This window comes from Streptomyces sp. GQFP (assembly GCF_021545335.1).
Classification (GTDB): domain Bacteria; phylum Actinomycetota; class Actinomycetes; order Streptomycetales; family Streptomycetaceae; genus Streptomyces.
On record NZ_CP089312.1, the window covers coordinates 7,797,274 to 7,822,181 of the forward strand.

Genomic DNA, 24,908 nt, shown 5'->3' on the forward strand with positions numbered 1-24,908 from the left:
AGACGTATGACTGATGACGTATAGCGAAAGGCGAGCACCCGTGGCAGCCCCCGCACCGCACGCGAGCACCACGCTGAAGGAGTCCCACTGGACCCCCAAGCGCCACGGCCTGATAACCGCGCTGTGCGAGGAGACCGTCGCACGGACGTCCGCGATCCGCTCCCTGGCCCACTACAGCAACGGCATCCTCGACTTCGCCGTCCTGCGCACCGACCGCGCCCCGCTCTCCAGCCTGATCACCGAGAACGGCGACGACGCGCACAACGAGTCGCTGCCCGGCAGCAGACTCCTGCTGTGCGCCCAGGACCTCGGCGCCGTCCTGCGCCCGCTGAAGACGGGCGAGCTGATGCGCACGGTCCTCGCGGGCGGGCGCGCCGGCCTGTGGGGCGGCCGGGCCCGCCCCGACGAGTTCCTGGCCGCGGTGACGGACGTACCCGGCGGTGTGCCCGAGATGGACGAGGCGATGAACCGGCTCACCGCCCGCATACGGACCGAAGTGCACGGCCTGCCCGACGAGTTGCTCGGCGGCGACGCACAGGCGAAGGCCCACCTCCAGACCGGCGAAGCACCCGCGGGCCCCCAGGTCGACTTCGGGACGGCCGCAGCCCCGGACACCGTGTACGAGCAGCGGCTGCGCGACCTCTGGCGCACCCACGTGAACACCACGGACCTCCAGTACGCCGGCTACTACCGGGACTGGACGCTGGTCTGCGTCGGCGACGTCTTCGACAGCCAGGAACTGGGCCCCCGCTTCATGGACGTCAGCGTCCGCACCCGCCGCACCGCCTACCGAGACCTCTCCCGAAGCCTCCGCGGCCACCTCGTCCGCCTCAAGGACGCCCTGGACCTGATCGCCCCACCCCCCGGCGGCGGCGCCTCGGTCGACCGCCTGGTCCTGGACGTCCAGGAGGGAGCGGTCTACGTCCACTGGACCTCACCCCGAGCTTTCCTCCTGGGCGTAACCCTCGATCAGCGTCAGGTCGGCAACGCGGAGAGAAGGCTGGCGGCCTTGGCCGAGGTCACAGGCGAACTGACGCTCCCTGCAACCCCCTAGGGGCGCGGGGAACTGCGCGACAAGCCACGATGGCGCCGCAGTCGGCCGACCACCTGTCGAGGCACCCCCATCGCCGCCCTAAGAAACAACCGGCGCACTCAAAGTCCCCCAAACCTCCTCCGCAAGCACCTCCACCGTACGAGCCGGGGTCAGCGGATTCGGATGCTCCGCGCCCCCAAGCAAATGCACCGGCAACACCTCCACCGCGTTCTCGTACTCCCGACAAATCCGCCGAAGCTCCCTCAACTGAACCTCGGTCGGCACACCCGGCGCGGCCCCCCGGGCCCAAGCCGCCACCGCCCCCCGAAACTCCTCCGTCAACGCCCTCACCAACGTCGCACAACCCAGAACACGCAACTCCGCCGAGCCGGCCGCAGCCCGCCGCGTCACCGATTCCAGCATCGCCAACGCGTCCCGGAACCGCCGCCACACCGCCCCCGACAACTCCTCAGGCGGCTCCGGCTCGGGAGCCGCCCGCCCACCCGTCACCGCCGGTACGGCGGCCGGCCGCGCCGCCTCCAACGTCATCGCGGCCAAATTGCGCCGCATCTCGTCGAGATGGGCAGTCTGCTGCTCCAGATTCCGCCGCATCCGCTCGCCCAGCTCGGCGAGATCCTCCTCCCGCCCCTCTTCCACGAGCCGCCGCTCCAGCTGCAGCAGCGCCTCGTGCACGCTCTGCGGGAACCGGCCCTGCCGGTACACCAGCGGGCGGGACCCGATCGACCGGCCGAGCCGGTCCTGCATCGCGTGCGACACCAGTCCGTTGACCACCAGCAGCGCCTCGAACCGGCCCGGGCGCACCGCACCGCGCAACCCGTTCACCTGGGTGACGATCCGTTCGACGTCGTCGGCGAGGAGCAGCGAGCGGGCGTAGATCACCGCGATGTAGGCGTTCGGCGCCGGCGACAGCCAGTACAGGACCTCCTCCCGGCCGCCGGCCGAGCGCGCGAGCCTGGCCGGCACCGGATCACGGGAGGCGATCCGCCACTGGCCCAGGTCTAGGGCGTCGTGCACATCGCCCAACACCCGCTGGTACGACACGCGTTCGTGCAGCGCCCGTACCGCCCGCAGGACCGTCGCGCCGGGCACCCGACTCACCACACCGTCGCGGTCCTCGCTGAGCTGCCAGGCCTCCCGGCACGTCTTGAGCACCTCGCGCGGCACGCCCTCGGTCAACTCGTGGAGCAGCCGCAGCGCTTCGTCGTCGAAGGGGCCGGTGGAGGCCGGTGCTCCCTCGCCCGAGTCGTCGTCCGCCTCCTCACCCGAGGCCAGATACCGGGCCACCAACTCCCCCGTACGGTCCTGGTCGAGCCCCGTCGGCCACAACTGCACCACCCGCTCGTGCACGCTCTGGCGCAGCGCCCGCAGCCCGTCGGGCGAGGAGCAGAACACCAGCAGACCGCCGTGGCTCGTATAGATGTTGATGAGGCGTTCGAAGGCGTCGATGAACGCGCGCCGACTGTCGTCAGGCCAGTCCAGGACCTTCTCCAGCGAGTCCAGGAGCAGGACGTACGGCCGTCCGACCCGGCCGTGCAGGAAGCCCTGCACGGTCAGCGCGTCGAAGACCCGGTCGATGCCGGCCGCGTTGTCCGGGGGCCCCTCCGACGGGCCGATCGCCTCCGTGATGCCACGCTCGCGCAGCGGCTCGGCGGGCTCCGCGCCGTTCAGCCAGTTCCACACCATCCGGTTGAACGGCGGCTCCAGGAGCAGGGCGAGGGCGCTGGAGAACCTGCGGTGCTCGGTGACCTCGCCCAGGGTGCCGCGCAGATCGGCGTGGATCACCTCGGGGTCGTAGCGCAGGGCCGACACCACCTTGTCCGGGTCGAGGACGCGGTCGCGCAGCCCGGTCGCGATCTCCCGGAGGGTGCCGCGGCGCGGGTCGTCGTCCTCGCCGCCGACCCAGCCGGCCGTCACATAGGCGTAGTAGTCCCGCACCAGCTCCTCGAAGGCCCGCTTGCCCTGCTCGGTGTCGCCGGGCCCGCGCAGCCGGTCGCGGTAGAGCCGCCCCATGTCCTGCGCCGGTTCGTCCACGATCCAGGTCGCCGTCTCGGGGTGCCGGGCCCGGATCGTCTGGTAACTCCGGCGCAGGGCATGGCTCTTGCCCAGGCCGAACTCGCCGACGAGGGCGATCGCCCGGCCGCGCCGGCCACCGGCGGCGGGCGGCGCGAAGTAGTCGTCGACGAGTGACTCGACGTCCTCGATGAGCGGGGTGTCGATGTGGGCGTTGCCCGAGTCGGCCGCCCGGACCCGCGCGTCCCCCAGGTCGGACATGGGTCCCAGGCGCACGACAGGGCTCAGCGGGAAGGGATTGCGGTGCCAGGTGTGTCCACTGGTCGGCGTCACGATGGCACTCCTCGTGTGTCCGGTGTCGGCCTTGGGAGCGGCGAGCGGGTGCGGCGGGTACTGCCGGTACAGCGAGTCTGGCGAGGACATCTGTTCGGTTCCTGTGTACGGATCCTGGTTCCTGGTTCCTGTGTACGGGTGGAACGGGTGCGTCGGGAACCCCCGGCTAGGCGGGTCTGCGGGGCGCGCGGCCCGCAGGCGGCGTACGGCCCAGGTCCGCGGGATCGAGGGTGGGTGCGGCGAGGTCGGCTGCGGTCACCCGTACCCGGCCGCCCGCGAGTCTCTGCCGCTCGGCGACCCGGAAACACTCCCGGCGCAGATGCCGTACGTCGGCGAGGCTCCACGGGTCGGGGGCCGACTCCGCACCCTGTCCCTGTCCCTGCCCCTGGCTCGGGATCGCGGCCAGCGACGGCACGGTGTCCTCGGGGTCGGGATGGCCGCCGCGAGCGGTCTCGGTGAACTTCACGGTGTCCTCCGTGGCGAGCGATCCGAGCGAGAGATGGGTGAGTGCCGTGTTCGGCGGCAGGCCCGCGATCACCTCACCCGCCGTTCGCGGGTTCTGGTGACTGATCTCGACGAACAGTACGATCCGGCTCTCCGCGTGGCTCAGCCACGTCTTGAGGAAGTTCGTCCGCACCTCGCCCCCGGCGTCCCGCCAGTCGATGTGCGGGACGATCGCGAACAGCAGACCGTTCTGCTGGGCGAGCAGCTTGCTGATGGCGCTGAACGCCTTGGGTACGTCGTCACCGGTGAACGTCGGGTCGAGCGACACCCCCGGGAACTCCCGCTCCAGCGTCTCGACGATCCGGTCGCGGATCGCCGTGTTGATCTCCGGCGTCTGCGCGAAGTCGCCCCGGCGGTCCCAACTCACCTTGTCCCCAAGGTTCTCGTAGCCCCCGGCCATCGCCACCACCGGACGCACCAGACCCTCGATGTACTCCTGCGCCCAGTGCACGCACCGGTGGATCAGTGTGGTCTTGCCCATGCCCACCGGCCCGGTCACCACGACCAGATGCCCCCGGCGCGCCTCCGGGTCGAGCAGTCCGGGCAACTCCTCCTGGAGGCACGCCTCGAACAGTTGCAGCTGCTCCCGGGCGTGGTCGACGTCCACCCACTGGTGGACATGGCTCTCGTCCTTCCAGGGCACCAGCGGATGGTCGGCCTTCGGCCGCACGTGCGTCGCGGGCAGCCGGTCCCGGCTCTCCGGCACGTACACGCCGAAGGGGTTCGCGTTCTCCGTCTCGTCGAGCGGCCCGATCATTCGGCGCCCCCTGACGCCCCGGACTGCGCGGAACCGGGCCGCCGGGTCCGCCAACTCCAGTACGGGAAGGAGCGGTTGAGTTCGGGCAGGGAGCGCAGGCAGCTCGCCACGGCCGTGTGTTCCTCGTTCGCGATACGGGTACGGGTCTCCGAGTCGAGCAGATAGTCGCCGCTCCTCGGCAACGGCTCGGCCAGCGGCAGCCCGTCGGCGATCCGCTCCGCCGCCGCGAGCCGGGCGGCCGGGCCGGGCACCCGGGAGAGGGCGGCGGTCAGCGCCTCCCGCGCGGAGCGCACCGGCGAGTGGTCCGCCCGGGCGTAGGACACTCCGTACGTGTCGAGGTACTCCCGTACGGCATCCCGGTACGCGTTCTCCGTCGTCCTCAACTCCAGGCGCAGCGAACGCCGTTCGGCCGAGCCGCGCTCGTAGGACTGGCCGCCCAGGGTGAGCAGCGCACCCAGCAGAAGCAGGGGCAGCTGCTTGAGCGCGGTCATGAGCCAGCCGTCCTTGTCCGCCTCCTTGGCCTGCGCGGCCGTCCCCGGCGAGTCCGACTCGGCGGCCATCAGCGCGGCGCAGGCCCGCCCGAAGTCGTCGCCGTGGTCCTTGGCCCACTGCTCCGGCGTGACGTCGGCGTCGGCCTTCAACAGTCCCAGCCGGACGGCCGCCGTGCGCAGGTCGGTGCGGTGGGCCGGCGCGAGGCAGTACACCAACTGGGCGTCCCGCTCAGGTGAGTTGGCGTCCCCGGCGGACACGGCGAAGGCCGGCCCGGCACCTGCGGCCAGCAGCAGGAGGGCCGCCCCGGTCACGACCTGCCGTCGGCGGCCCGGGGGAGCGATGCTCCGGGCACTCCGGTTCAGCGGCCGGGTGCCACCACGTGGCACCCCTCGCACACCTGATCTCCTCGCCTGCCTCATCAACGTCTCCCCCGTCCGGTACCGGCACTTCGTACGCCATCAGGTCTCGTACGTCTTGCATTCCCCACGGCCGCTGCCTGTCCCACATTTCCGGCAGCCGAACTCCGGCTACGCGACCGACTGTTCGTCCTCGGCATCCTGCTCGTACGAAGGGTGACGCTCACCTTCGGAGGAGAGTTCCCGCCGGGACGGACGCGCCCGCAGCGCCTGTGAGGTGCCGTGCAGCAGGTTGACGGTGATCACGGCCGGGCCGACGATCGAGGCGGTGCCAGGGAAGTCGCGCTCCAGGGTCAGGGCGATCAGTACGGCCGTGATGCCGTTCTGCTGCCCGAGGCCCAGCGCGATCCGGTCGCCGCGCTCCAACCCCCGTACGAACAACGGCATCACGCCGAACGCCACCACCGCCTGCGCCGCGAACGCCGCCACGCCGAGCACGAACCCCGGCCACAGCTCCACCCCGTGCGAGAGGAGCAGCCCGAGCGTCAGGAACGCGGCGAGGAAGGCGCCGCCGACCGCCCGGCCGACCGCCTTGTCGAGCACCCCGGCCCGCAGGACGAGCCCGGCCAGCGCCACCCCGAGCATCAGCTGGTTCAGCGCCGCGAGCACCAGCATCGCCCCGACGAGCAGTACGGCGCCGCCGGCCTTCGTGCGCCGGACCGCCGGCACGTCCGGCAACCGCGACACCGCCCGCCGCCCGGCCCACCACAACAGCACCACGGCGACCAGGAGTACGGCGTTGAAGAGGAGCCCGGTCGCGTAGTCGCCGCCCGCGCCCCGGCTGATCTCGGGGGCGCCCTCGTGTCCGGCGGCCGTATAGGCGTACCCCGCCAGATACAGGGTCAGCAGGACCGTCATCGGGTCGTCGAACGAGGCCCACGCCGTCAGCAGCGACTGGGCGCGCGGCGACATCCGGCCCTTGCCGGTCAGGGCCGCGACGGACAGCGGGTCGATCTGCGCGACGGCGATGCCCAGCACCAGATACTCCGGCTTCCCGAACACCAGCACCATCGTGCCGGCGATCAGACCGGCCTTCAGGACCACACCCAGGGTGACGGCGGCGATCACACCGCGCAGATCGGCCCGCAGCGCCTTGAGATCGATCGAGTACGTGCTCCCGTACAGGCCGACCGCGAGCAGCAGCGCCGCCCCGAACACATAGGCGCCGGAACTCGTCAGCGCCGAGACGTCGACCGCAAGACCGGCCAGTACTCCCAGGACCAGCAGGCCGGCCCCGCCGAGCACGATGCCGGGGACCACCTCGGGGAGACGTCGTACCGGCAGCTGTCGTAAACGGGTGCGCAGGGATGCCCGCATGGCCTCTTCCCCCCTCCGCTCCGGCCCCGCCCGGCGTCCGGCACGGCCGGATACGTTCTCCCGGCGGCGCGTGTGCGACCGCCGCGGGGCAGGTGAATGGTAGGGGCCACGGTGCCCGGGGAGAAGCCGAAGATCGGCCTTCCGCCGCGCCCGTCGACGACCCCTGGCCGGTACGCGACCCGACGGGCCGGCGACGCTGCCGTCCCGTCCTGTCCTCCTCCCCTTCACGATGCCCGGCCGCGGCCGTCCGCGAACCCGGCACACCGGCCTGGCCGAAAGCCAACCTTCCTTTCCAGCAGGGTATTTGGCGCCCGTACACTCACCCGGTGACAAAGGTGACACGGGACGACGTCGCCAGACTCGCGGGAACTTCCAGCGCGGTTGTCAGTTACGTCGTCAACAATGGCCCACGGCCCGTATCCGCGGAGAAACGCAGACGCGTTCTCGAAGCGGTCAAAGAGCTCGGATACCGGCCCGACCGGGTGGCCCAGGCCATGGCCAGCCGTCGTACGGACCTCCTGGGACTGATCGTTCCGGACGCCCGTCAGCCATTTTTCGGGGAAATCACGCACGCGCTGGAACGCGCCGCCGCCGACCGGGGAAAAATGGTCCTCGTCGGCAACTCCGATTACCAGGAGGAGCGCGAACTCCGTTACCTTCACTCCTTTTTGGGGATGCGGGTGTCGGCGCTGATCCTGGTCAGTCTCGGCCTCGGCGACCGGGCCGCCGCCGAGATCGACACCATGGACACCCGGGTCGTGCTGATGCACGAACGGTCCGCGTCCGTACGGAAGTTCGCCGTGGTCACCGATGACATCGAGGGTGCCAGGATCGCCACCCGGCACCTCCTCCAGCACGGTCACACCGCTGTGGCCTGCCTCGGCGGACCCGAGTCGGAGCCCCGGGCCGGCGACCCCGTCGCCGACCATGTCGAGGGCTGGCGCAAGGCGATGGCCGACGCGGGCCGCTCCACCGAGGGGCTCCTCGTCCGCGCCCCCTACGACCGGTACGGCACCTACGAGATCGCCCTGCGCCTGCTCGCCGCCCCCGGCAGGCCGACCGCCGTGTTCTGCTCGACGGACGACCAGGCGATCGGCCTGCTGCGGGCGGCCCGTGAACTGGGCGTGGACGTACCGGGCGAGCTGGCGGTGGCGGGCTTCGACGACGTCAAGGAGGCGGCGATGACCGACCCGCCGCTGACGACGGTCGCCTCCGACCGCCAGGCGATGGCCCGTACGGCGGTGGACATGGCACTCGACGCGGACCTGGACACGGTCACGCCCGGCGGCGGGACGGACCGCACCCGACGCTTCCCGTCCCGCCTGGTCGTCCGGACGTCGTGCGGCTGCCCGGCGTAGAGCCCTGGTCCTGTCAGGCGTTCGGGTCGAACGAGATGCCCGACGGCAGGGCTTTGGTGAGGTGGGCGGCGAAGTTGGCGTCCTTGAGGCCGAAGTTGGCGCTGCCGAAGTCGTACGCGCTCAGGATGTCGCGCAGACCGGCCGGGTAGCCGTTCCAGCCGACCAGGTCCGGGTACTGCCAGGTGCCGTAGGCGTTCTCCGGCGGCTCGTCGTTCGAGCCCGCGAGCCGGAAGGTGTGGGTGCTCACACCGTCCTTGTGGTAGACGATCTTAGGGTGGTTGCCGTCCCAGAGGACCGCGCCGGCGGCGTAGGTGTTGAACTCGCCGTGCGCGGACGTGGAGACGTACTTGGCCGCGCCGTCCTGCACCCACACCACGACGTGTTCCCAGTCGTGCCGGTGGCCGCCGATCGTCGCCTGGTCCTTCTCGAAGTAGAGGGCGTACATGATCGCGCACCAGCCGTTGTTGCACTTCTCGCGCGAGTAGCCGTTGGTGTTGTCGAGGTCCGAGGTGTCATGGCACTCGCCACTGACCGAACCGGACGGGTTGAGACCGCCGTTGACCGTTCCGGTGGGACCGATGGCCGGCGTGGGGTAGCAGCCGTCGGTGTCGTAGTCGTAGGCCGGCTGCCACGTGTTCTCGAGCGTGTCGGCGTTGGCGGGCAGCGCCGACGGCGGGGCGGCGAAGGCGCTCCCGGGAACGGCGACGACCAGCGCGACGGCGCTGCCGAGGACCAGCGAGGCTCTGCGGACGCGCGAGGTGATCTTCACTGCGTGCTCCTGATGACCGTGGGGGTGGCGGGGGGAAGGCAACGGTCCGGTTGGCGTGCCCGGATCAAAGTTGCCCTGTTGCCCGACGGTCTGATCGTTGGCAGGTGTCACCGTGATGAAAACTCAACCAATAGTGTGGTTGGGGGAGTTGGGGCGCGCGGGGGCATGCGGCCGGAGACCCTCCGCTTCCCGGATGAACGGTTTCCGGCGGAATCGCGTCGTAGTCATAGGGGCAGTCGCTGGGCGGTAGGCGCGTTCACTTGTACAGGGGGATCACCATGGCTTCGGTCCGATCGACGCGATTCCGGCTGTCGTCCGTCGTGCTGGTCGGGGGGCTGATGTGCGCGGCCGTCGGCTGCGGCGGGAACTCCGGGGCCTCGGTGTCCGCACCGGCGCCGTCGTCCCCGTCGTCCTCGTTCTCGTCGTTCGCGGAGTCCTGGGAGGAACCCGCCGCGTACGCCTACACGTTGACGTCGAGCGAGGGGGAGCGCAGCCTCATCGGCACGTTCCGGGTGACCGTCCGGGACGGGAAGGTGACCAAGGCGGTCGGGCTCGACGAGAGCGGGCGGGCCGCCGTACAGCGGGCACCCGAGGAAGTGCCCACCATCGGCGGCCTGTTGGACCGGCTGGCCCGGGCCCACAAGGAGGGCGCGGACACGGCGGAGGCGGCGTACGCGCCCGACGGGCACCCCGAACGCATCACCCTGGACCCGCTGAAGGACACGATCGACGACGAGGAGTCGTACGTGATCAGCGACTACGAGCCGGCCGGGAACAAGAAGGCCACCACGGGGGCTTCGGGTGCTTCTGGTGCTTCGGCGACTCAGCCCTGACCGGCGGTGCCCTCGGGGGTGGGCCCCTGGCTGGCGGCGCCACCCTGACCGGAACTGCCCTGGCTGCCCTGCACGCTCAGGTCCTCGATCGTGCCGCCCACCTTCTGGCGCAGCGGTTCCAGGAGCTTCGGGGCCGCGCTGATGACCCACTTGGTGCCGACCAGGTACTTGCCGCCGTACATGGCCGCGCTGTCCAGCCAGGTCAGCTTGTACTTCTCCTCGGGGAACGTGGTGATCAGGTAGTCGCCCGGGGCGGTGTGGCAGACACCCTCGCGCAGTTCGTCCGCGTCGGTACGGATCTTCACCGTGCAGCCCGTCAGCTGGGCGATCACCTCGACCTTGGCGGGCGCGACCACGGCGGCGACGGGGGCGGGAGTCATGGACTCCGACGCCTTCTTATCCGCCTTATCCGCCTTGCTCGTGTCCGAGGTGCAGGCCGTGGTCAGGGGCAGGACGACGGCCGTCAGAAGCGCGGCGAGCGCGACGGCCCTGCGGGGGAACGGTCGCCGGGTTTGCTGCTGGGACACTGCGCCTCTCCAGGTCGGGTGGTACGGCGGACGTACTACTCGACAGGGGATACGGACGGGCGGCGGACCGCGTTCACAGCCAGCCGTTGCGTTTGAAGCCGCGGTGGACGAAGAAGCAGGCGGTGGCGATGACGCCGAGGACGAGCGGGTAGCCGAAGCGCCAGTGCAGCTCGGGCATGTGCTCGAAGTTCATGCCGTAGACGCCACAGACCATCGTCGGTACGGCGATGATCGCGGCCCAGGCGGTGATCTTCCGCATGTCCTCGTTCTGGCCGACGGTGACCTGGGCGAGGTGGGCCTGGAGGATCGAGTCGAGCAGGGCGTCGAAGGCGTGGATCTGCTCGGTGGCGCGGATCAGGTGGTCGGCGACGTCCCGGAAGTAGGCCTGTATCGCGGGCTCGATGGAAGGCATCGGCTCGGTGGCCAGTGTCTGGAGGGGGCGGGCGAGGGGGACGACCGCCCGCTTCAGTTCGAGGAGTTCGCGCTTGAGCTGGTAGATACGGCCGGCGTCGGCGGTGCGCGGGCTCTGCGGGGAGAAGACGTCCGACTCGACCTGGTCGATGTCGTCCTGGACGGCGTCCGTGACGTGCAGATAGTCGTCCACGACATGGTCGGCGACGGCGTGCAGCACAGCGGCCGGGCCCTTGCCGAGCTGCTCCGGGTCGGCCTCCAGGTCCTCGCGCAGGGGGCCGAGGGAGCCGTGCCGGCCGTGGCGGACGGTGACGACGAAGTCGGGGCCGGCGAAGACCATGATCTCGCCGGTGGTGACGACCTCGCTGGTCGCGGTGAGTTCCTCGTGCTCGACGTAGCAGACCGTCTTGAACACGGCGAACAGGATGTCGCCGTACCGCTCCACCTTGGGCCGCTGGTGTGCCTGGACGGCGTCCTCGACGGCGAGCGGATGCAGCCCGAACAACTCGGCGACGCGGGCGAACTCCGTCTGGGAGGGCTCGTGCAGGCCGAGCCAGACGAAGCCGCGGTTGTGCTTGCGGACGCGGGCGACGGACTCCTCGACGGTGGGGGCGGTGTCCTGGCGCACACCGTCCCGGTAGATCACGCAGTTGACGACGGCCGAGCCGAGCGGTGAACGGGCGGGATGACTGAGGTCCACCCGCCGCCGCGCACGCCGAGCCAGGCGGGCCACTTTGCGCAGGCTGCCGACCATCGACATGCGGGTGCTCCTTGGTTGGGTGGTTCGGACAGTGTGCCAGGCGGGGGTAAAAGGGTGGTCAGGGGATGGATCTCGCCCCCGCCGCCCCTACCCGTCCCATCCTTCTGGGGGCTGCGCCCCCAGACCCCCGCTACGGCCCTGAACGGGCCTTGTCCTCAAACGCCGGACGGGCTGAAATACCTGGGCCTGGGCTGAAAGATCAAGCCCCGACCGCAACCCTGCAGCCCCGGCCGGCACCCTCCAGCCCCGGCCAGCACCCTCCAGCCCGTCCGGCGTTTGAGGACAAGCGCGTTGAGCGCGACTTTCCCACCCACCCGGCCGCCCCACCCTCCAGCCCGTCCGGCGTTTGAGGACGAGGCCGTTCAGGCCGACAGCGGGGGTCTGGGGGCGGAGCCCCCAGGGATGGGACGGGTAGGGGCGGCGGGGGCGGAGAAGTATGCCGAGCGCGCTGAACGTGGCGTCGCGTCATACCGTGAGCCCTATGCGCGTGCTGGTCGTCGAGGACGAGGAGCGGTTCGCGGCCGGGCTCAGGGACGGGCTGGAGGCCGAGGGGTTCGCCGTCGACGTCGCGCTCGACGGAGTCGACGGGCTGTGGCTGGCCAGGGAGAACGCGTACGACGCGATCGTCCTCGACATCATGCTGCCGCGGCTCAACGGCTACCGCGTGTGCCGCGAGCTGCGCGGCGAGGGCGACTGGACGCCGATCCTCATGCTCACCGCCAAGGAGGGCGAGTGGGACGAGGTCGAGGGGCTCGACACCGGCGCCGACGACTATCTGACCAAGCCGGTGTCGTACGCCGTACTCCTGGCCCGGCTGCGGGCGCTGCTGCGCCGAGGCACCCCGGCGCGGCCCGCCGTGCTCGCCGCCGGTGATCTGCGGCTCGACCCGGCGAGCCGTACGGTGACCCGGGCCGGGCGGGACATCGAGGTGACCGCGCGGGAGCTGGCCGTGCTGGAGTTCCTGCTGCGCCGCACCGGCGAGGCGGTGTCCAAGCGGACCATTCTCGATCACGTGTGGGGCGACGACTTCGAGGGCGATCCGAACATCGTCGAGGTGTACGTACGGCGGCTGCGGAACAAGGTCGACCGGCCCTTCGGGCGGCACTCGCTCACGACGGTGCGGGGGCACGGGTACCGGCTGGTGGCCGATGACCGGTGAAGCAGCTGGGACGGCGGAGCGGCGGCGGCTGCGGGCCGTGCGCGTGCGGGCCACCGTCGTCGCCGTGCTGGCCGTGGGGCTCGCGCTGGTCGTCGGCGGCGTCACGCTCGTCCTCGTGCTGCGGGCCGAGCTCAGCAATGACGTACGGGACGCCGCCCGGACCCGGGCCACCGAGGTCGCCCGGGTGATCGAGGCCGGAAAGGGGGTGCCCGCGCCCACCGTCACCGACCCCGACGAGGAGTTCCTCCAGGTCGTCGACGCCGAGGGTGCCGTGGTCGCGGCGAGTGCCAACGTCGAGGGGCTGCCCGCGCTCGCCCGGATCGAGGGGGGCGCCACGACCGAGGTCGACACCCCGCTCGACGAGGACCCCTTCCTCGTCGTCGCCGTCGCCGCACGCGACGGCGACCGCGAACTCGTCGTGCTGGACGGCCGTACCCCCGCCGCCGTCGCCGAGGCCACCGCCACCGTCACCCGGCTGCTGCTCATCGGGCTGCCGGTGCTGCTCGTCCTCGCCGCCGCCGCGACCTGGGCCGCCGTCGGGCGGGCACTGGTCCGGATCGCCCGCGCCCAGGCCGCGCGCCGCCGCTTCGTCTCCGACGCCTCCCACGAACTCCGCTCGCCCGTGGCCGCCGTACGACAGCATGCCGAGGTCGCCCTCGCCCACCCGCACCGGGCGGACGCCGGGGCGCTGGCCGGGACGGTGCTGGCGGAGGCCGTACGCATGCAGCGTCTCGTCGACGACCTGCTGCTCCTCGCCCGCGCGGACGAGGACGCGATCGCCCTGCGCCGCCGGGCCGTGGACCTCGACGACCTGGTGTTCGAGGAGGCTCGCCGGCTGCGGGAGGCGGAAAGTGAGGGTCTTCGGGTGGACAGCAGAGGTGTCTCGGCCGTACGCGTCCTCGGTGACGCGGAGGCGCTCGGGCGGGTAGTCCGTAACCTCGGCGAGAACGCGGCCAGGCACGCCCGTACCCGGGTCGTCTTCACGCTCGGCGGCGCGGAGGGGCGGGCCCGGCTGTACGTCGACGATGACGGGCCCGGCGTTCCGGAGGCCGACCGCGCCCATGTCTTCGAACGCTTCGTCCGGCTCGACGAGGCCCGCTCGCGCGGGGCCGGCGGCACCGGGCTCGGCCTGGCCATCGTCGCGGAGCTGGTCGCGGCGCACGGGGGCACGGTGACGGTGGGGACGGCACCCAGGCTGGGCGGAGCGCGGTTCACGGTGACGTTGCCGGAGGCGGAGGAGGACTGAGGGGGACTGAGGGAGGGGCTGAGGGGGGCCTGAACCCCGTTCAGGTCCGTTCAGCGTCTGTTCAGGGCCGGTGGCGCACGCTCGGGGTACGGCACGCTTCCGAGGAGGCCGTCATGAACACCCGAAGCACCCAGCACAAGGTCCTGCTGCCCGCGACCGCCGTCACCGCCGCCGTCCTGCTGGCCGGCGCGTGTGGAGGGACGGCAACCGGGTCGGGCGCCCGGACGGCGCAGTCGCAGCCCTGCGTCCACGTCGTCGACGAGGACACCGGCCGCCCCGGCCCCGACTGCCTCCTGCTCGCACCCGCCGGCGACCGCGTCGACCTCACCGAGCCCCGCTTCACCCACCCCACCCCCGTCACCAACCCGCTGCACCCCACCAGCGAGGTCGACCAGACGATCTACGGCGGCCAGGTCGACGGCAAGCCCTTCCGCACCGAGGTCAGCACACTGCCCGGCACGAAGAAGATCACCCTGGACGACGGCACGTCCGTACAGGCCCTGATCCAGCAGTACGCCGCCTACTCCGACGGCCGTGTCCAGGAGGTCGCCCTCGACTGGTTCGCCCAGGCCGACGACGGCTCCGTCTGGTATCTCGGCGAGGACGTCTTCAACTACGAGGACGGAGTCGTCGCCGACACCGACGGCACCTGGATGGCCGGCCGCGACGGCGCTCCCGCCGCGATGATCATGCCGGCGCGGCCGGAGAAGGGGGACGTGTACCGGCCCGAGAACCTGCCCGAGGTCGTCTTCGAGGAGGTCACCGTCCGGGCCGTGGACCAGACCGTCGACGGGCCGTACGGGAAGGTCGAGGGCGCGATGACCGTGCGCGAGCTGCACATGGACGGCTCGACGGAGGACAAGGTCTTCGCGCCGGGGTACGGGGAGTTCTCCACCGGCGGCACAGCCACCGAGGAGGGCGACCTGGAGGCGGTCTCCCTGGCTGTGCCGACCGACGCGAAGTCCGGCCCGGTCCCGGCCGGGCTCACCGCCCTGGAGCGCGCGGTGCGTGCCGCCCACACCGACCCGGGCGCCGGTACGGCCCGTGCGGCCCGCGCCGCGTGGACGGCGTACCGCGCCTCGGACGACGTACCCGCCCTGCTGGAGCGGCAGATGAACCGCGACCTCGACACGCTGGCCAAGGCCCCGGAGAACCGCTCGGCCGCACTGCGGGTCGCCCAGAACACGACCGACCTGCGGCTGCGCTACGAGTCGGTGCGCACCGTCGACGCGGACCGGTTCGCTTTGTGGGCACGGCAGTTGGGGATCGACGCCGCGGCCGGGGACGCGGGCGCGGTCGCCGGGGACGTCACCGCCCTCGAACTCGCCTGGGAGCGGCTGCGGGAGGGGACGCCGGCAGCGGCGGCGAACACGCTGACGACCGACCTGGCGGCGGCGCGGGACGCGGCGGACCGCGAGGACGTCACGAAGGCGGGCCAACTGGTCCCCCGGCTGCTGGCGGACATCGGGAGGATCGGAGACGGAGAGCGCGTGGCCCAGTGAGTCCTGAGGCGGGAGTCCTGAGGTGGGACATGAGGTGATGTACCGTCAAGTACATTGTTCTGCACGGTACTTGACCATTCCGCTCGTTTCGCCCTCTGGGCATCCGGGCAGGGATCGGGCAGCGTGCGGGAGGGGGACTCGGCGGTGGTGTCTGACCATGTGCGGACCGCGGACGGGCGGCGCTTACGGATCGAGGTCTCGGGGGATCCACGGGGCCACCCCGTGTTCCTTCTGCACGGCATGCCCGGCAGCCGCGTCGGCCCCAGGCCCCGCTCGATGTTCCTCTACCAGCGCGGCGCCCGCCTGATCAGCTACGACCGCCCCGGATACGGCGGCTCCGACCGCCGCCCCGGCCGCCGCGTCGCGGACGTCGTGAGCGACGTACGCGATGTCGCCGACGCCCTCGGCCTGGACCGCTTCGCCGTGGCCGGCCGTTCCGGCGGCGCCCCGCACGCCCTCGCCTGCGCCGCGCTGCTGCCGGACCGGGTCACCCGCGCCGCCGCGCTGGTCGGGCTCGCGCCGAGGGACGCGGAGGGGCTCGACTGGTTCGCGGGCATGGCCCCCTCCAACGTCAAGGAGTTCCGGACCGCCTCCACCGACCCGGAACGGTTCGCGGCCCGGCTGATCCCACGCTCGGCGGCCATCCGCAGCGACCCGGCGAAGCTCCTCGAAGAACTCCGCAGCGATCTGACCGACGACGACCGCTCGATCGTCTCGGACACCGCGATGCGCTCGATGATGCTGCGCAACTTCCGCGAGGCGGTGCGCACTTCACCGTACGGCTGGATCGACGACGGCCTCGCCCTGACCGGCCCCTGGGGGTTCGACCCGGCGGACATCCGCGTGCCCGTCCTGCTCTGGCACGGCGGGCAGGACGTCTTCTCGCCGCCCGCCCACGCCTCCTGGCTCGCCGCCCGCATCCCCCGGGCCAGGGCGGTCGTCGAGCCGACGGCGGCCCACTTCGCGGCGGTGCGCGCACTGCCCCGGGTGATCGGCTGGCTGCTCGGGGACAGGCTCGGCTGACGGCCGTCACACGTCCCAGGACGTCACACCGACAGTGGCTCCAGGTCCCGGTATATGCGCTTCTTCTCCGTCGCCAGTCGTGTCATGCCGTTCTCCTCGCCCAGCTGCAGCCGCAGTTCCTTCAGGGCCTCGTCGCGCAGTCGGCCCGCCTCCTCCTCGCGGCCCAGTTCCGTGAGCGTCAGGGAGAGGTTGGTGACGATGCCCAGGGTCTCCGGATGGTGCTGGCCGAGGACCGTGCGCAGGACGGTGACCGCCTTCTCCTCCAGCGCGTGCGCCTCCTCCAACTGTCCTTCGCCCGCGAGGACGTTGGCGTAGTTGACACCGCAGAAGAGGGTGTGCGGATGGTGCTCGCCGAGAACCTCCGCCATGCGCGGCAGCACCTTCCGGAACACCTCCTGCGCGAGCCCGCTGTCGCCGCAGCCCCAGTGGAATATCCCGAGGTTGTTGAGCGCGGCCTGGGTGTACGGGTGGGCCTCGCCCGGCACCTTCATGTACTCGGCCACTGTCGCCCGGGCCGCCTCACGGGCCTCCTCGCGCTCGTCGGCCGCGAACAGGTCGGCGGCCAGGTTGAGGTCACAGGCCAGGGAGTCCGGGGTCGGTTTCGAGTACTGGGCGCGGTACTGGGCCCGGGTCGCCATGGTGAGCCGGCGGGCGTCCTCGAACTGGCCTGCCCGCCGCAACGACACCGCCAGCGACTTGGCGCAGCGAAGCGTGCCCGGGAACTCCTTGCCGAGGATGCGCTTGTGCGCGTCGTACGTCTGGGACAGCCGGGCGACGGACTCCGAGTAGCGGCCGACCTCGCGCAGGTCACGGCCGAGGCGCTCGCCGGAGGCCAGCGTGTAGGGGTGGTCGGGGCCAAGGACCTCCATCCGGCGGTCCAGGGTCTCCTGGTCGATGGCCCGGGCGTCGCTGTAGCGGCCGACCATCCGCAGCGCGAGTGCCAGGTTGTTGGCGGCACTCAGGGTACGGCGGTGCGACTCGTGGAAGATCTGGCTGAACCCGTCGTGCGCCTCCCGGGCGAGATCCACCGCCGACCGGTACTCGCCGAGGGCGGCGAGGTCGCTGGCCAGGTTGGAGGTGGTGACGTACGTGTGCGGATGGGACGTACCGAGAACCTGGCGCTGGCGGGCCAGCAGCTCGGTGTCTATGTCGCGGGCCTCCACGTAACGCCCCTGGGAGCGCAGCACACTGGCCAGCTGGCAGCGCAGATAGAGGTACTGGACGTCGTCCTCGCCGAGCAACTCCTTCCAGTGGGCGAGGAGTTCCTCGGCGCGGCGCTGCGCGCCGGGGAAGTCGCCGCGCTTCCAGAGGTAGCGGACCCGGTCGATGAGCAGCCGGCGGGTCCCGGCGTCGACGCAGTTGCGGGCGTCGGAGGCGGTGAGGTGCGGCCAGATGACGGCGAAACGCGGCCAGGTCTCCGGGTCGTCGATCGGCTCGTCACCGTCCGGGCGGGCCCCGGCCAGCACCGTGTGGACGACGTGCCGGGCCTCCCGCTGCTCCTCCTCGGTCAGCTGGGCGCGGATCACCGCCTGCACCAGCCGGTGCACCTGGATGCTGTTGCTGACCTGGTCGACCTTGGCGAGCGCGAACCGGCCGATCTCCCGGATGACCCGCCCGAGCAGCAGACTCTCCTGGAGGGAGGCGTCGTACGGCTTCAGGGCGTCGATCATCTCCTTGCTGTAGAGGAGCTGCGAGGAGATCGGCTCGGCGGCGAGGAAGGCGCACAGCTGGAGCAGCCGTACCGACGCGGGGGAACGTTCCTTGAGCCGGGCGATGGAGATGTTCCAGGTCGCGGCCACCGAGTGGGAGTACTCGGCGGGCTGGTTGAGGGCCAGTACGTCGGTGGTCTGGTCGGCGAGCTGGCGCAGGTAGTCGTCGATCGGGGTGGCCGTCTCGGCGAGCCAGGCCGCCGTCTGCTCGACCGCGAGCGGCAGGTCGCCCACCGCCTGCGCCACCTGGTCGGCCTCGCCGGTGCTCAGCCCCGAGGCCCGCCGGGTGAGGTGTTCGACGCTCTCCTCGCGCAGGAACACCTCGATCGGCATGGACGCCCCCTGCTGCGCCCACGCCTGGTTGCGGGAGGTGATGAGGACGTGGCCGCCGCCCTGCGGGATGTAGGGGGCGAGGAAGGCCGGGTCGTCGGCGTTGTCGAAGACGAGGATCCACCGTTTCGTCGGCATGCCCCTGGCCAGCATCTCCACGGCTTCCTGGCTCGCCTGGGTCATGTCGTCGCGGCTGGGCGCGCCGATGCGGGCGCCGAGTTCTGCGAGGGAGGCGACGACGTCGTCCTCGTGCTCGGCCGAGGTCCACCACACCAGGTCGTAGTCGGCCATGAACCGGTGCACGTACTCGATGGCGACCTGCGTCTTGCCGACCCCGCCGAGCCCGAACAGCGCGAGCGGCTGCGGCACCACGGCGGTCGTACCGCTGCCGAGCTGGTCGCGGACCAGGTCGAGGATGACGTTGCGGCCGGTGAAGGTGTTGTTGCGCTGGGGCGCGTTCCAGTGCGCCGGCTTCGAGCCGGGGAAGCGCGGGCCCCCGGCCCCGGAGCCGACCGGCTGTCCGTGCAGATCGACGGCGCTGAGCAGCGCGAGGACGCTCTGCGCCTCGTCGAGCCGGTGCAGGTCGGCCGGGTTGTGGTCGAGGTACGCGGTGGGCAGCCGGACGTCGTCGACCCTGAGCGGCACCATCGTGCCGTGCGGGGTGTCGGGGTCGGAGTCGCTCAGCGCGCGCCAGACGGCGTCCGCGTACCGGGACTTCTGGAAGGCGTTGGACAACAGGACGAGGGTGCGGGTCGAGGCGTCCGGGCGGGCGACCGGGCCGGACGAGATGTCGTGCGGCAGCACATTGCAGCCGGATCGTTTCAGCAGGGCCTCGATCCATTCCGCCCACATCCGGTTCTCCCCGGCGTACGCGATGACGATGTCCGCCGTGGTGGCCAGCGGCCGGCGCCGCAGGAACGCGTCGCGGCAGCGCAGCCGGACGGGCTCGGGGACCGCGGGCAGCGAGGTGACCGTGCCCTCCGAGATGACCGCGGTGAGCCGTTCGAACGCGGACAGCAGCGAGTTGGCGATACCGCTCTCGTCGCCGACGGTGGCGAGGGTCTCCTCGTAGGCGTAGTAGGGCCGGTAGGGGATCTCGACGTTGCCCCAGTACGCGGTCAGCTCCTCGGGGCCCAGTTCACTGCCGTCGAGATTCGTCGGCAGCCCGTCGAACTTCAGCCGGGCCAGCGCCCGCCCCGCGTCGACCTTCTCCTTCTCGCCCTCGTCGATGCGCATCGGTACGGGCAGCACCCGGATCCGGCGCTGGCGGTAGCCGTCCTGGACACTGCGGGCCACGGCGGCGGCGCCGTCCAGCGACTGGTCGCTGAGGGTGAAGCAGTCCACGAGGACGTCCGGCATCTGGATCGTGCAGATGTCCGCGTTGTCCGACAGCCCGGTCCGGCTGTCGATGAGCACATAGTCGTACGACGCCTTCATGTTGTCGCGCAGCGCGTCCAGGAAGGTCCCGCCGCCCAGCCGCTCGTAGAAGTTGTCCCACTCGAACGACGACACGCTCGCCGAGTACGAGCGGTCCTGGCGGCCCGCGGAGAGGAAGTCGAGCGAGCCGCCGTCCGCGAAGCGCAGCCCCAGGCGCTCTGGGGTGAGCGACATGGCGTGCTGTTCGACGTCCGCGAAGTCCAGGTGCCAGGGGCCGGAGCGCTGTGTTCCGGTGGTCGCGGCCCAGGCGTAGTCGTTGATCATGTCGATGACACCGGTGGTCGCGGCCAGCGCGTTGGTGTCCAGGAACGGATGGAAGAAGCGGTGCAGGCCGGGCGCCTCCAGGTCCCAGTCGACGGCCAGGACCCGCTTTCCGTTGGCGGCCAGGATCCACGCGGTGTTGGCCAGGGCCATCGTGCGGCCCGTGCCCCCTTTGTACGAGTAGAAGGTGATGATCCGTCCGTCCTGCACGGTCGTCATGCTTCTCCTCCGTTGTCGTCTCCCGCCTCCGGGGACGGCGGGTGGGTGGGGCCCATCAGACGGGGCCGGGGCACGTGCGGGCCGGCGGGCGGGTGAGCCACCGCGTGCTTGAGGTACTGCCGGGTCGTGTGCGCCACGACGGTCGGCAGGACATCGGTGAAGGCCTTGAGACTGGGTACGCCGTTGACGGCCATCCGGCAGTCGGTGCGGCGGCCCCGGTCGAGGATCAGCGGCAGCGTGCGCTCCAGCTCGGCCGCCAGCTGCCTGCCCTCCTCGCTGTGGCACTGCACGTCCGACCGGTTCCAGGGGACGATCGCGCTGATCCAGGGGCGGGCGCCGAGGTCGAACTTCCGCAGCCGTTCCTGCCGGTCCGCGTCGGTGAGCGACCACCGGTCGACGAGCAGGATGCCGGGCCGTCCGGGCGGCGCCTTCTCGATGTCGTCACCGGCCGCGCCCGCGGACACCTCCGCGTCGCCGTCGTCCTGCCCGCCGGGGTCCTCGTCGTCGAAGGAGGAGATCGTGATCCGGTAGTCCAGCGACCGGATCAGCTCCTCGGCGAGGGCGGGCAGCGGCCGGGTGCTCTCGGAGTGGTACGGGTTCCAGTCCTGCGCGTCCTCGCCGTACGGGCGTTTGTCGCGATGCTCGGGGATACCGTCCCGGGTCGGCGCGGCCACCGTCAGATGGATCCGGCGCGGTCCCTCGCCACGCGGCTTGAACGCGCTGGGTGTGGATTCGTACGGCCGGGGTCTGCTGGGCGGCAGCGGTGAGTCGTGGGCGACCCGCACGATCCGCTGGGCGAGGTCGAGCACGATCTCCTCGTACTCGTCGCGCAGCCGCTTCAGCTTGATCAGCCCGTAGATCCCGTGGGTCGCGTACCGGTCCCCGTAGGTGGCCTGGTCGAAGTGGATGTGCCGTACGGAATCCGGGAGTTGGTCGTAGTCGACATGCGTCCACATCGCCGGGACGATGGCGGGCACGTCCCCGGCGCCGGTGTTCCGGGCGCGCAGGATGCGTTCGTGGAACGCGAACCACTCCCGCCCGCACATCTCACTCGTGAAGTAGCGCGTCGAGAAGAGCGGCACGAATACCCGGCAGGTGGCGAGGTTCTCGCTGAGTTTCTCCGGCCAGCCGTCCCCGGAACGCATCTCCCGGTCCATGAAACCGGCGGCGCCCGCGGGCAGATCGGTGAGCGCCATGATGTGGTCGCACAGATCGGTGAAGAGCACCCGCACCCAGTGGTCGGGATCGCCTCCGCCCGATCCCCACGCCGGTGTGTGCGCGTAACTCAGAAAGAAGTAGGGCCGGTTGTCCGCCCCGTGTACCCGTGCGGGTATGTTCACGCGCCCCCCTGCCCGTTGACGATGCCCTCACCCCGCCGACGGCGTCATCTGGCCGGACCAACAATGTGCCCGACGACCTGGCCGTACGTGTCGTTGGTTTCGCGTCATTCAATGGCGATATCCGGACATCCGGTCACGCGCGAAGTCGACGGCGGGCCGCATCTCGACCAAAGTCGCTTTCCGCCCGGCCAGTTCCCCGAACTCGACGAGTTCTCCGGGAAGTTCACCCCCCAGCGCGGCGAAACCGCTGTCGTTCAGCGCCGTGTCCTCGTACGAGATCCAGTGGCCCTTCTCCCCGGCCACGCACTCGTACGTCCGTCGGGGCCGGGGCGGATCCGTCCGGTACTCGGCGAGATGGAACACGCTGCACACCTCGAATCCCACCCGGAGCAGAAGGACTTGGGCCCGCGCCGCGTACAGCCGGGCGAGTGGCGAACGCTCCCCGAGCAGACAGTGCGGGTCGTGCGCGTCGAGGAGTTCGGCGGCACGCGGGCCGATACCGGCCATCGAGGTCTGGGGATGCGCGCTGCGTACGGCACCCGGGCTGGTGCGGACGCACTCGGCCAGTGCTCCCATGGACGCCCGGCAGGGCGTGGTGAACGGCTCGAACGGCAGCATCGACGCCTCGAACTCCCTCCGCTCGTCCTCGCTCAGCCCGCTGGTCAGGGCCCGATGGGCGCGCGAGGTACGGGAGTTCTCCTGCGTGAACGCGGGCACGACCAGCGTCCCCTCGGGCCCCAGGGTGTCGAGCAGGGCGTCCCGCACCTCGGTGTCCCGCAGCCCGCTGTCCCGCAGCGAGGCGTGCACCATCAGGACTCCGCCCCGGCGGACGCCCAACGTCCGCAGCAGCAGCATGAGTTCAGCGAGGTCAGCCATGCTCGCCCGTCCTCTCCCGCCACTCGGCCCACAGCTGGCTGGCCAGTGCGGCCCCGGTGCCGGTGAGCTGCCGCTGAGGCAGCGCGTCCAGTTCGGTGAGCGCGCGGTGGGCCTCCTTGAGAGCGACGGCCCGCCCGTCCGTGTCGGGCCCGTGCACGGCGCTCATGTCGGGGACCGACGCCAGTGCCTCACTCGCCTCGTCCAGCAGACGATCGGCCCGGCTCCCCGGTACCGCAAGATCCGTCGTCTCCCGCAGCGCGGCGAGCCGCGCCCGCCGCCCGAGCCGGGGCAACTGCCGTACGAACTCCTCCGGTTCGGTGTCGACGGCGACCCCGAGAGCACCGGGCGCGTGCCGGCCCAGCTGGACTCCGGCGCCCTTGGCCAGTGGGGTCACGACCGTGGCGACCAGGACACGCGGATCGGTGGACCAGCCCGGCAGCCGCTCGTCCAGCAGCGCGTGGCACCGCCCGAGCAGCTCAAGGAAGCCGTCCCGCTCACTGAGGTCGAGCGGCTCGGTGACGGGGGAGGAGAAGCAGTCGCGGAAGGGATCGGCGTCGTCGATCAGCGGCCCGCCGCCGCTCACGGGAGCAAGAGGAAGCGGAAGGACGTGCAGGGCCCGCCAACGTGCGCTCCCGCTCCAGGAGTTGCCAGCGCCGTCAAAGAGGACCCGCTCCTCGCTCTCGTCCCCTGTACGCCGTACGAGGATGCCGTCCGCGTCCGTCGTCACCTCGACCCGGCCGGGGCCGGGCAGCTCCAGGGTGCCCAGGGTCGGCAGATGCAGCCGGGCGGCCGGATGCTCCCACGCCAGCGTCACCCCGGCCCTCGCCCGGGCGGCCGAGGCCACCACCAGCGGGGCGAGCAGCGCGGGCTCGGCGGGACCGTCCCAGGCCAGACGCAGCGCGGTACGGGTGTAGGGGTGCGCGAGCACCGCGTCCACCTCGGTTCCCGTGCGGTCGTCGGCGTCCAGGCGCAGGAGCGCCTGCCAGGCGCCGTCCCAGTCGGAGCCGGGTTCGGAGCTCGGTGTCGTGCCGGGGTCCCCGGCCGCGCGGTCGTTCGTCAGCCGCAGCAGGTTACGTGTCAACTTGCCCTGCGCGAAGGCGAGTTCACCGGCGTCGTGCAGGGCGGGTGCGAGTTCGCGCTCGGTGATCCGCTCCGCGACGCCCTCGACGAAGGCGCGCAGGTCCGCGCAGAACACGGACGGATTGTCGAAACCCCGCTCGCTGCTGTACCGGTGCGCGTAGAGCCCGCCCCCGCAGGACTCGACGACCGGGCACCGCCGGCAGGTCTCGCTGACCCCCTCGATGCCCAACTGCCGTGCCTGTACGCCGGGATGGCGGGCGTACTCCTCGAAGCCGTGCCGGAACACGTCGTACCCCGTGGCCGGAGCCCCGTCGTAGGCGGCCTTGAGGGAGTCGGCCTGTTCGATCGTGCCGTCGGTCTCGACGACCGCGAGATCGGACGGGGCCAGCCCCATGGCCTCGGTGAGACTGGGGCCGCCGCGCAGGGTGCTGAGCACCGAGTCGAAGGTGCGGACCTTCATCGGGCGGCCCTGCTCCTCCCAGCGGTCGAAGATCCTCAGCAGCCATTCGGCATACGGGGTCGGGGAATCCGTGATTCCGGGGGGAGGCGGGCTGTCCCAGGTCGAATGCGGCAGAAGGTAATCGATCCGGGGCGGGGCGAGAGCGGTGAGCGCGTCATGGACCGCGACCGGATCGTTCTTGATGTCGACCGTGCAGAGCAGCCCCATGTAAAGGTGCCGGTATTCCGGTGCGCGCAGCCGTTCGATGCCGGCCAGAACCTTGTCGTAACTGCTGCGTCCCCGCCGGTCCAGACGATGCCGGTCATTTGCTACGCGATCACCGTCGAGAGAAATTCCGACCTTCACATCGAATTCGCGGAGGACCTCCAATTGGGGCCCGTGCAACAGCATTCCATTCGTGTGCATACGGAGGTCTACGGTGGTGACGGGAGACAGGATGCGGGTGAGTTCCGCGCAGATGTCGCGGAGCCGTCTGGGACCCACAAGGAGGGGCTCTCCGCCATGCAGAATGCACGACACGGAATCGAGTCGATGGGTTTTCGCATAGGACGCGAGACGTTGTGCGACGTGTGCGACCGTGTCCTCGGAGATCACCGTCGGCCGCGATTTCCAGCTCTGGTCGGCCAGCTCGTACATATAGCAGTGATCGCAAGCGATGTTGCATCTGCTGTGGATCTTCAGGACCAGTTCCTGGATTTGAGTCACCCGGCATAGCTTAGGGCTCC

Annotated in this window: 18 protein-coding genes; 7 read left to right on the forward strand and 11 right to left on the reverse strand. The window is 71.2% G+C overall.

All coding sequences use genetic code 11. The features are described 5' to 3' along the window. Window positions 1–40: 40 nt before the first annotated feature. Window positions 41–1,054 (forward strand): hypothetical protein, encoded by a 1,014-nt coding sequence (locus LUX31_RS35230; protein ID WP_235479354.1) that lies wholly within the window; start codon window positions 41–43, stop codon window positions 1,052–1,054. A 78-nt stretch (window positions 1,055–1,132) separates the two neighbouring features. Here LUX31_RS35230 and LUX31_RS35235 read toward each other — a convergent pair whose 3' ends face one another. The 4 genes from LUX31_RS35235 to LUX31_RS35250 form a co-directional block, all read right to left on the reverse strand. After that, window positions 1,133–3,487 carry an ATP-binding protein gene (locus tag LUX31_RS35235; RefSeq protein WP_235479355.1) on the reverse strand — a complete coding sequence of 785 codons (2,355 nt, stop codon included), beginning with the start codon at window positions 3,485–3,487 and terminating at the stop codon, window positions 1,133–1,135. Between the two features lie 76 nt (window positions 3,488–3,563). Then, window positions 3,564–4,658: a hypothetical protein gene (locus tag LUX31_RS35240; protein ID WP_235479356.1), complete on the reverse strand. Its 1,095-nt coding sequence runs from the start codon at window positions 4,656–4,658 to the stop codon at window positions 3,564–3,566. Then, window positions 4,655–5,545 (reverse strand): hypothetical protein, encoded by an 891-nt coding sequence (locus LUX31_RS35245; RefSeq protein WP_235479357.1) that lies wholly within the window; start codon window positions 5,543–5,545, stop codon window positions 4,655–4,657. The genes LUX31_RS35240 and LUX31_RS35245 overlap by 4 nt, the downstream gene beginning before the upstream one ends. Window positions 5,546–5,677: 132 nt before the next feature. Then, window positions 5,678–6,883 carry a cation:proton antiporter gene (locus tag LUX31_RS35250; protein ID WP_235479358.1) on the reverse strand — a complete coding sequence of 402 codons (1,206 nt, stop codon included), beginning with the start codon at window positions 6,881–6,883 and terminating at the stop codon, window positions 5,678–5,680. Window positions 6,884–7,209: 326 nt separating this feature from the next. On the opposite strand from LUX31_RS35250, the gene LUX31_RS35255 reads away from it, so the two are divergent. After that, window positions 7,210–8,241: a LacI family DNA-binding transcriptional regulator gene (locus LUX31_RS35255; RefSeq protein ID WP_235479359.1), complete on the forward strand. Its 1,032-nt coding sequence runs from the start codon at window positions 7,210–7,212 to the stop codon at window positions 8,239–8,241. 13 nt (window positions 8,242–8,254) lie between these two features. Here LUX31_RS35255 and LUX31_RS35260 read toward each other — a convergent pair whose 3' ends face one another. Further along, a complete protein-coding gene (locus LUX31_RS35260) occupies window positions 8,255–9,010 on the reverse strand; it encodes an NPP1 family protein (RefSeq protein WP_235479360.1) in 756 nt (251 codons plus the stop codon). Window positions 9,011–9,288: 278 nt separating this feature from the next. Between LUX31_RS35260 and LUX31_RS35265 the strand changes: the two genes are divergently transcribed. Then, window positions 9,289–9,843: a DUF6174 domain-containing protein gene (locus LUX31_RS35265; RefSeq protein ID WP_235479361.1), complete on the forward strand. Its 555-nt coding sequence runs from the start codon at window positions 9,289–9,291 to the stop codon at window positions 9,841–9,843. On the opposite strand, the gene LUX31_RS35270 is transcribed toward LUX31_RS35265, so the two are convergent. Continuing rightward, on the reverse strand, window positions 9,834–10,370 hold the full coding sequence (locus tag LUX31_RS35270) for a hypothetical protein (RefSeq protein ID WP_328285718.1): 537 nt from the start codon (window positions 10,368–10,370) through the stop codon (window positions 9,834–9,836). The genes LUX31_RS35265 and LUX31_RS35270 overlap by 10 nt on opposite strands. A gap of 73 nt (window positions 10,371–10,443) precedes the next feature. Continuing rightward, the gene (locus LUX31_RS35275) at window positions 10,444–11,541 is read right to left on the reverse strand and encodes a magnesium and cobalt transport protein CorA (RefSeq protein ID WP_235479362.1); all 1,098 of its coding nucleotides are present in this window, start codon (window positions 11,539–11,541) and stop codon (window positions 10,444–10,446) included. A gap of 481 nt (window positions 11,542–12,022) precedes the next feature. On the opposite strand from LUX31_RS35275, the gene LUX31_RS35280 reads away from it, so the two are divergent. The 4 genes from LUX31_RS35280 (at window position 12,023) to LUX31_RS35295 (ending at window position 16,471) form a co-directional block, all read left to right on the forward strand. Further along, a complete protein-coding gene (locus tag LUX31_RS35280) occupies window positions 12,023–12,700 on the forward strand; it encodes a response regulator transcription factor (protein WP_235479363.1) in 678 nt (225 codons plus the stop codon). Further along, complete coding sequence (locus LUX31_RS35285) at window positions 12,690–13,946, forward strand: sensor histidine kinase (protein ID WP_235479364.1); 1,257 nt, start codon at window positions 12,690–12,692, stop codon at window positions 13,944–13,946. Before LUX31_RS35280 ends, LUX31_RS35285 begins: the two co-directional genes overlap by 11 nt. Window positions 13,947–14,059: 113 nt before the next feature. Then, window positions 14,060–15,448, forward strand: coding sequence for a hypothetical protein (locus tag LUX31_RS35290; RefSeq protein ID WP_235479365.1), 1,389 nt, complete (start codon window positions 14,060–14,062; stop codon window positions 15,446–15,448). 147 nt (window positions 15,449–15,595) lie between these two features. Then, window positions 15,596–16,471 carry an alpha/beta fold hydrolase gene (locus tag LUX31_RS35295; protein ID WP_235480169.1) on the forward strand — a complete coding sequence of 292 codons (876 nt, stop codon included), beginning with the start codon at window positions 15,596–15,598 and terminating at the stop codon, window positions 16,469–16,471. Window positions 16,472–16,494: 23 nt separating this feature from the next. On the opposite strand, the gene fxsT is transcribed toward LUX31_RS35295, so the two are convergent. The 4 genes from fxsT to fxsBH form a co-directional block, all read right to left on the reverse strand. After that, complete coding sequence (fxsT, locus tag LUX31_RS35300) at window positions 16,495–20,427, reverse strand: FxSxx-COOH system tetratricopeptide repeat protein (protein WP_235479366.1); 3,933 nt, start codon at window positions 20,425–20,427, stop codon at window positions 16,495–16,497. After that, on the reverse strand, window positions 20,424–21,767 hold the full coding sequence (locus LUX31_RS35305; RefSeq protein ID WP_235479367.1) for a TIR-like protein FxsC: 1,344 nt from the start codon (window positions 21,765–21,767) through the stop codon (window positions 20,424–20,426). The genes fxsT and LUX31_RS35305 overlap by 4 nt, the downstream gene beginning before the upstream one ends. 108 nt (window positions 21,768–21,875) lie before the next feature. Continuing rightward, the gene (locus LUX31_RS35310) at window positions 21,876–22,643 is read right to left on the reverse strand and encodes an aminoglycoside N(3)-acetyltransferase (protein WP_235479368.1); all 768 of its coding nucleotides are present in this window, start codon (window positions 22,641–22,643) and stop codon (window positions 21,876–21,878) included. Beyond that, window positions 22,636–24,888, reverse strand: coding sequence for a radical SAM/SPASM protein FxsBH, inactivated beta-hydroxylase extension form (fxsBH, locus tag LUX31_RS35315; protein ID WP_235479369.1), 2,253 nt, complete (start codon window positions 24,886–24,888; stop codon window positions 22,636–22,638). Before fxsBH ends, LUX31_RS35310 begins: the two co-directional genes overlap by 8 nt. Window positions 24,889–24,908 lie beyond the last annotated feature (20 nt).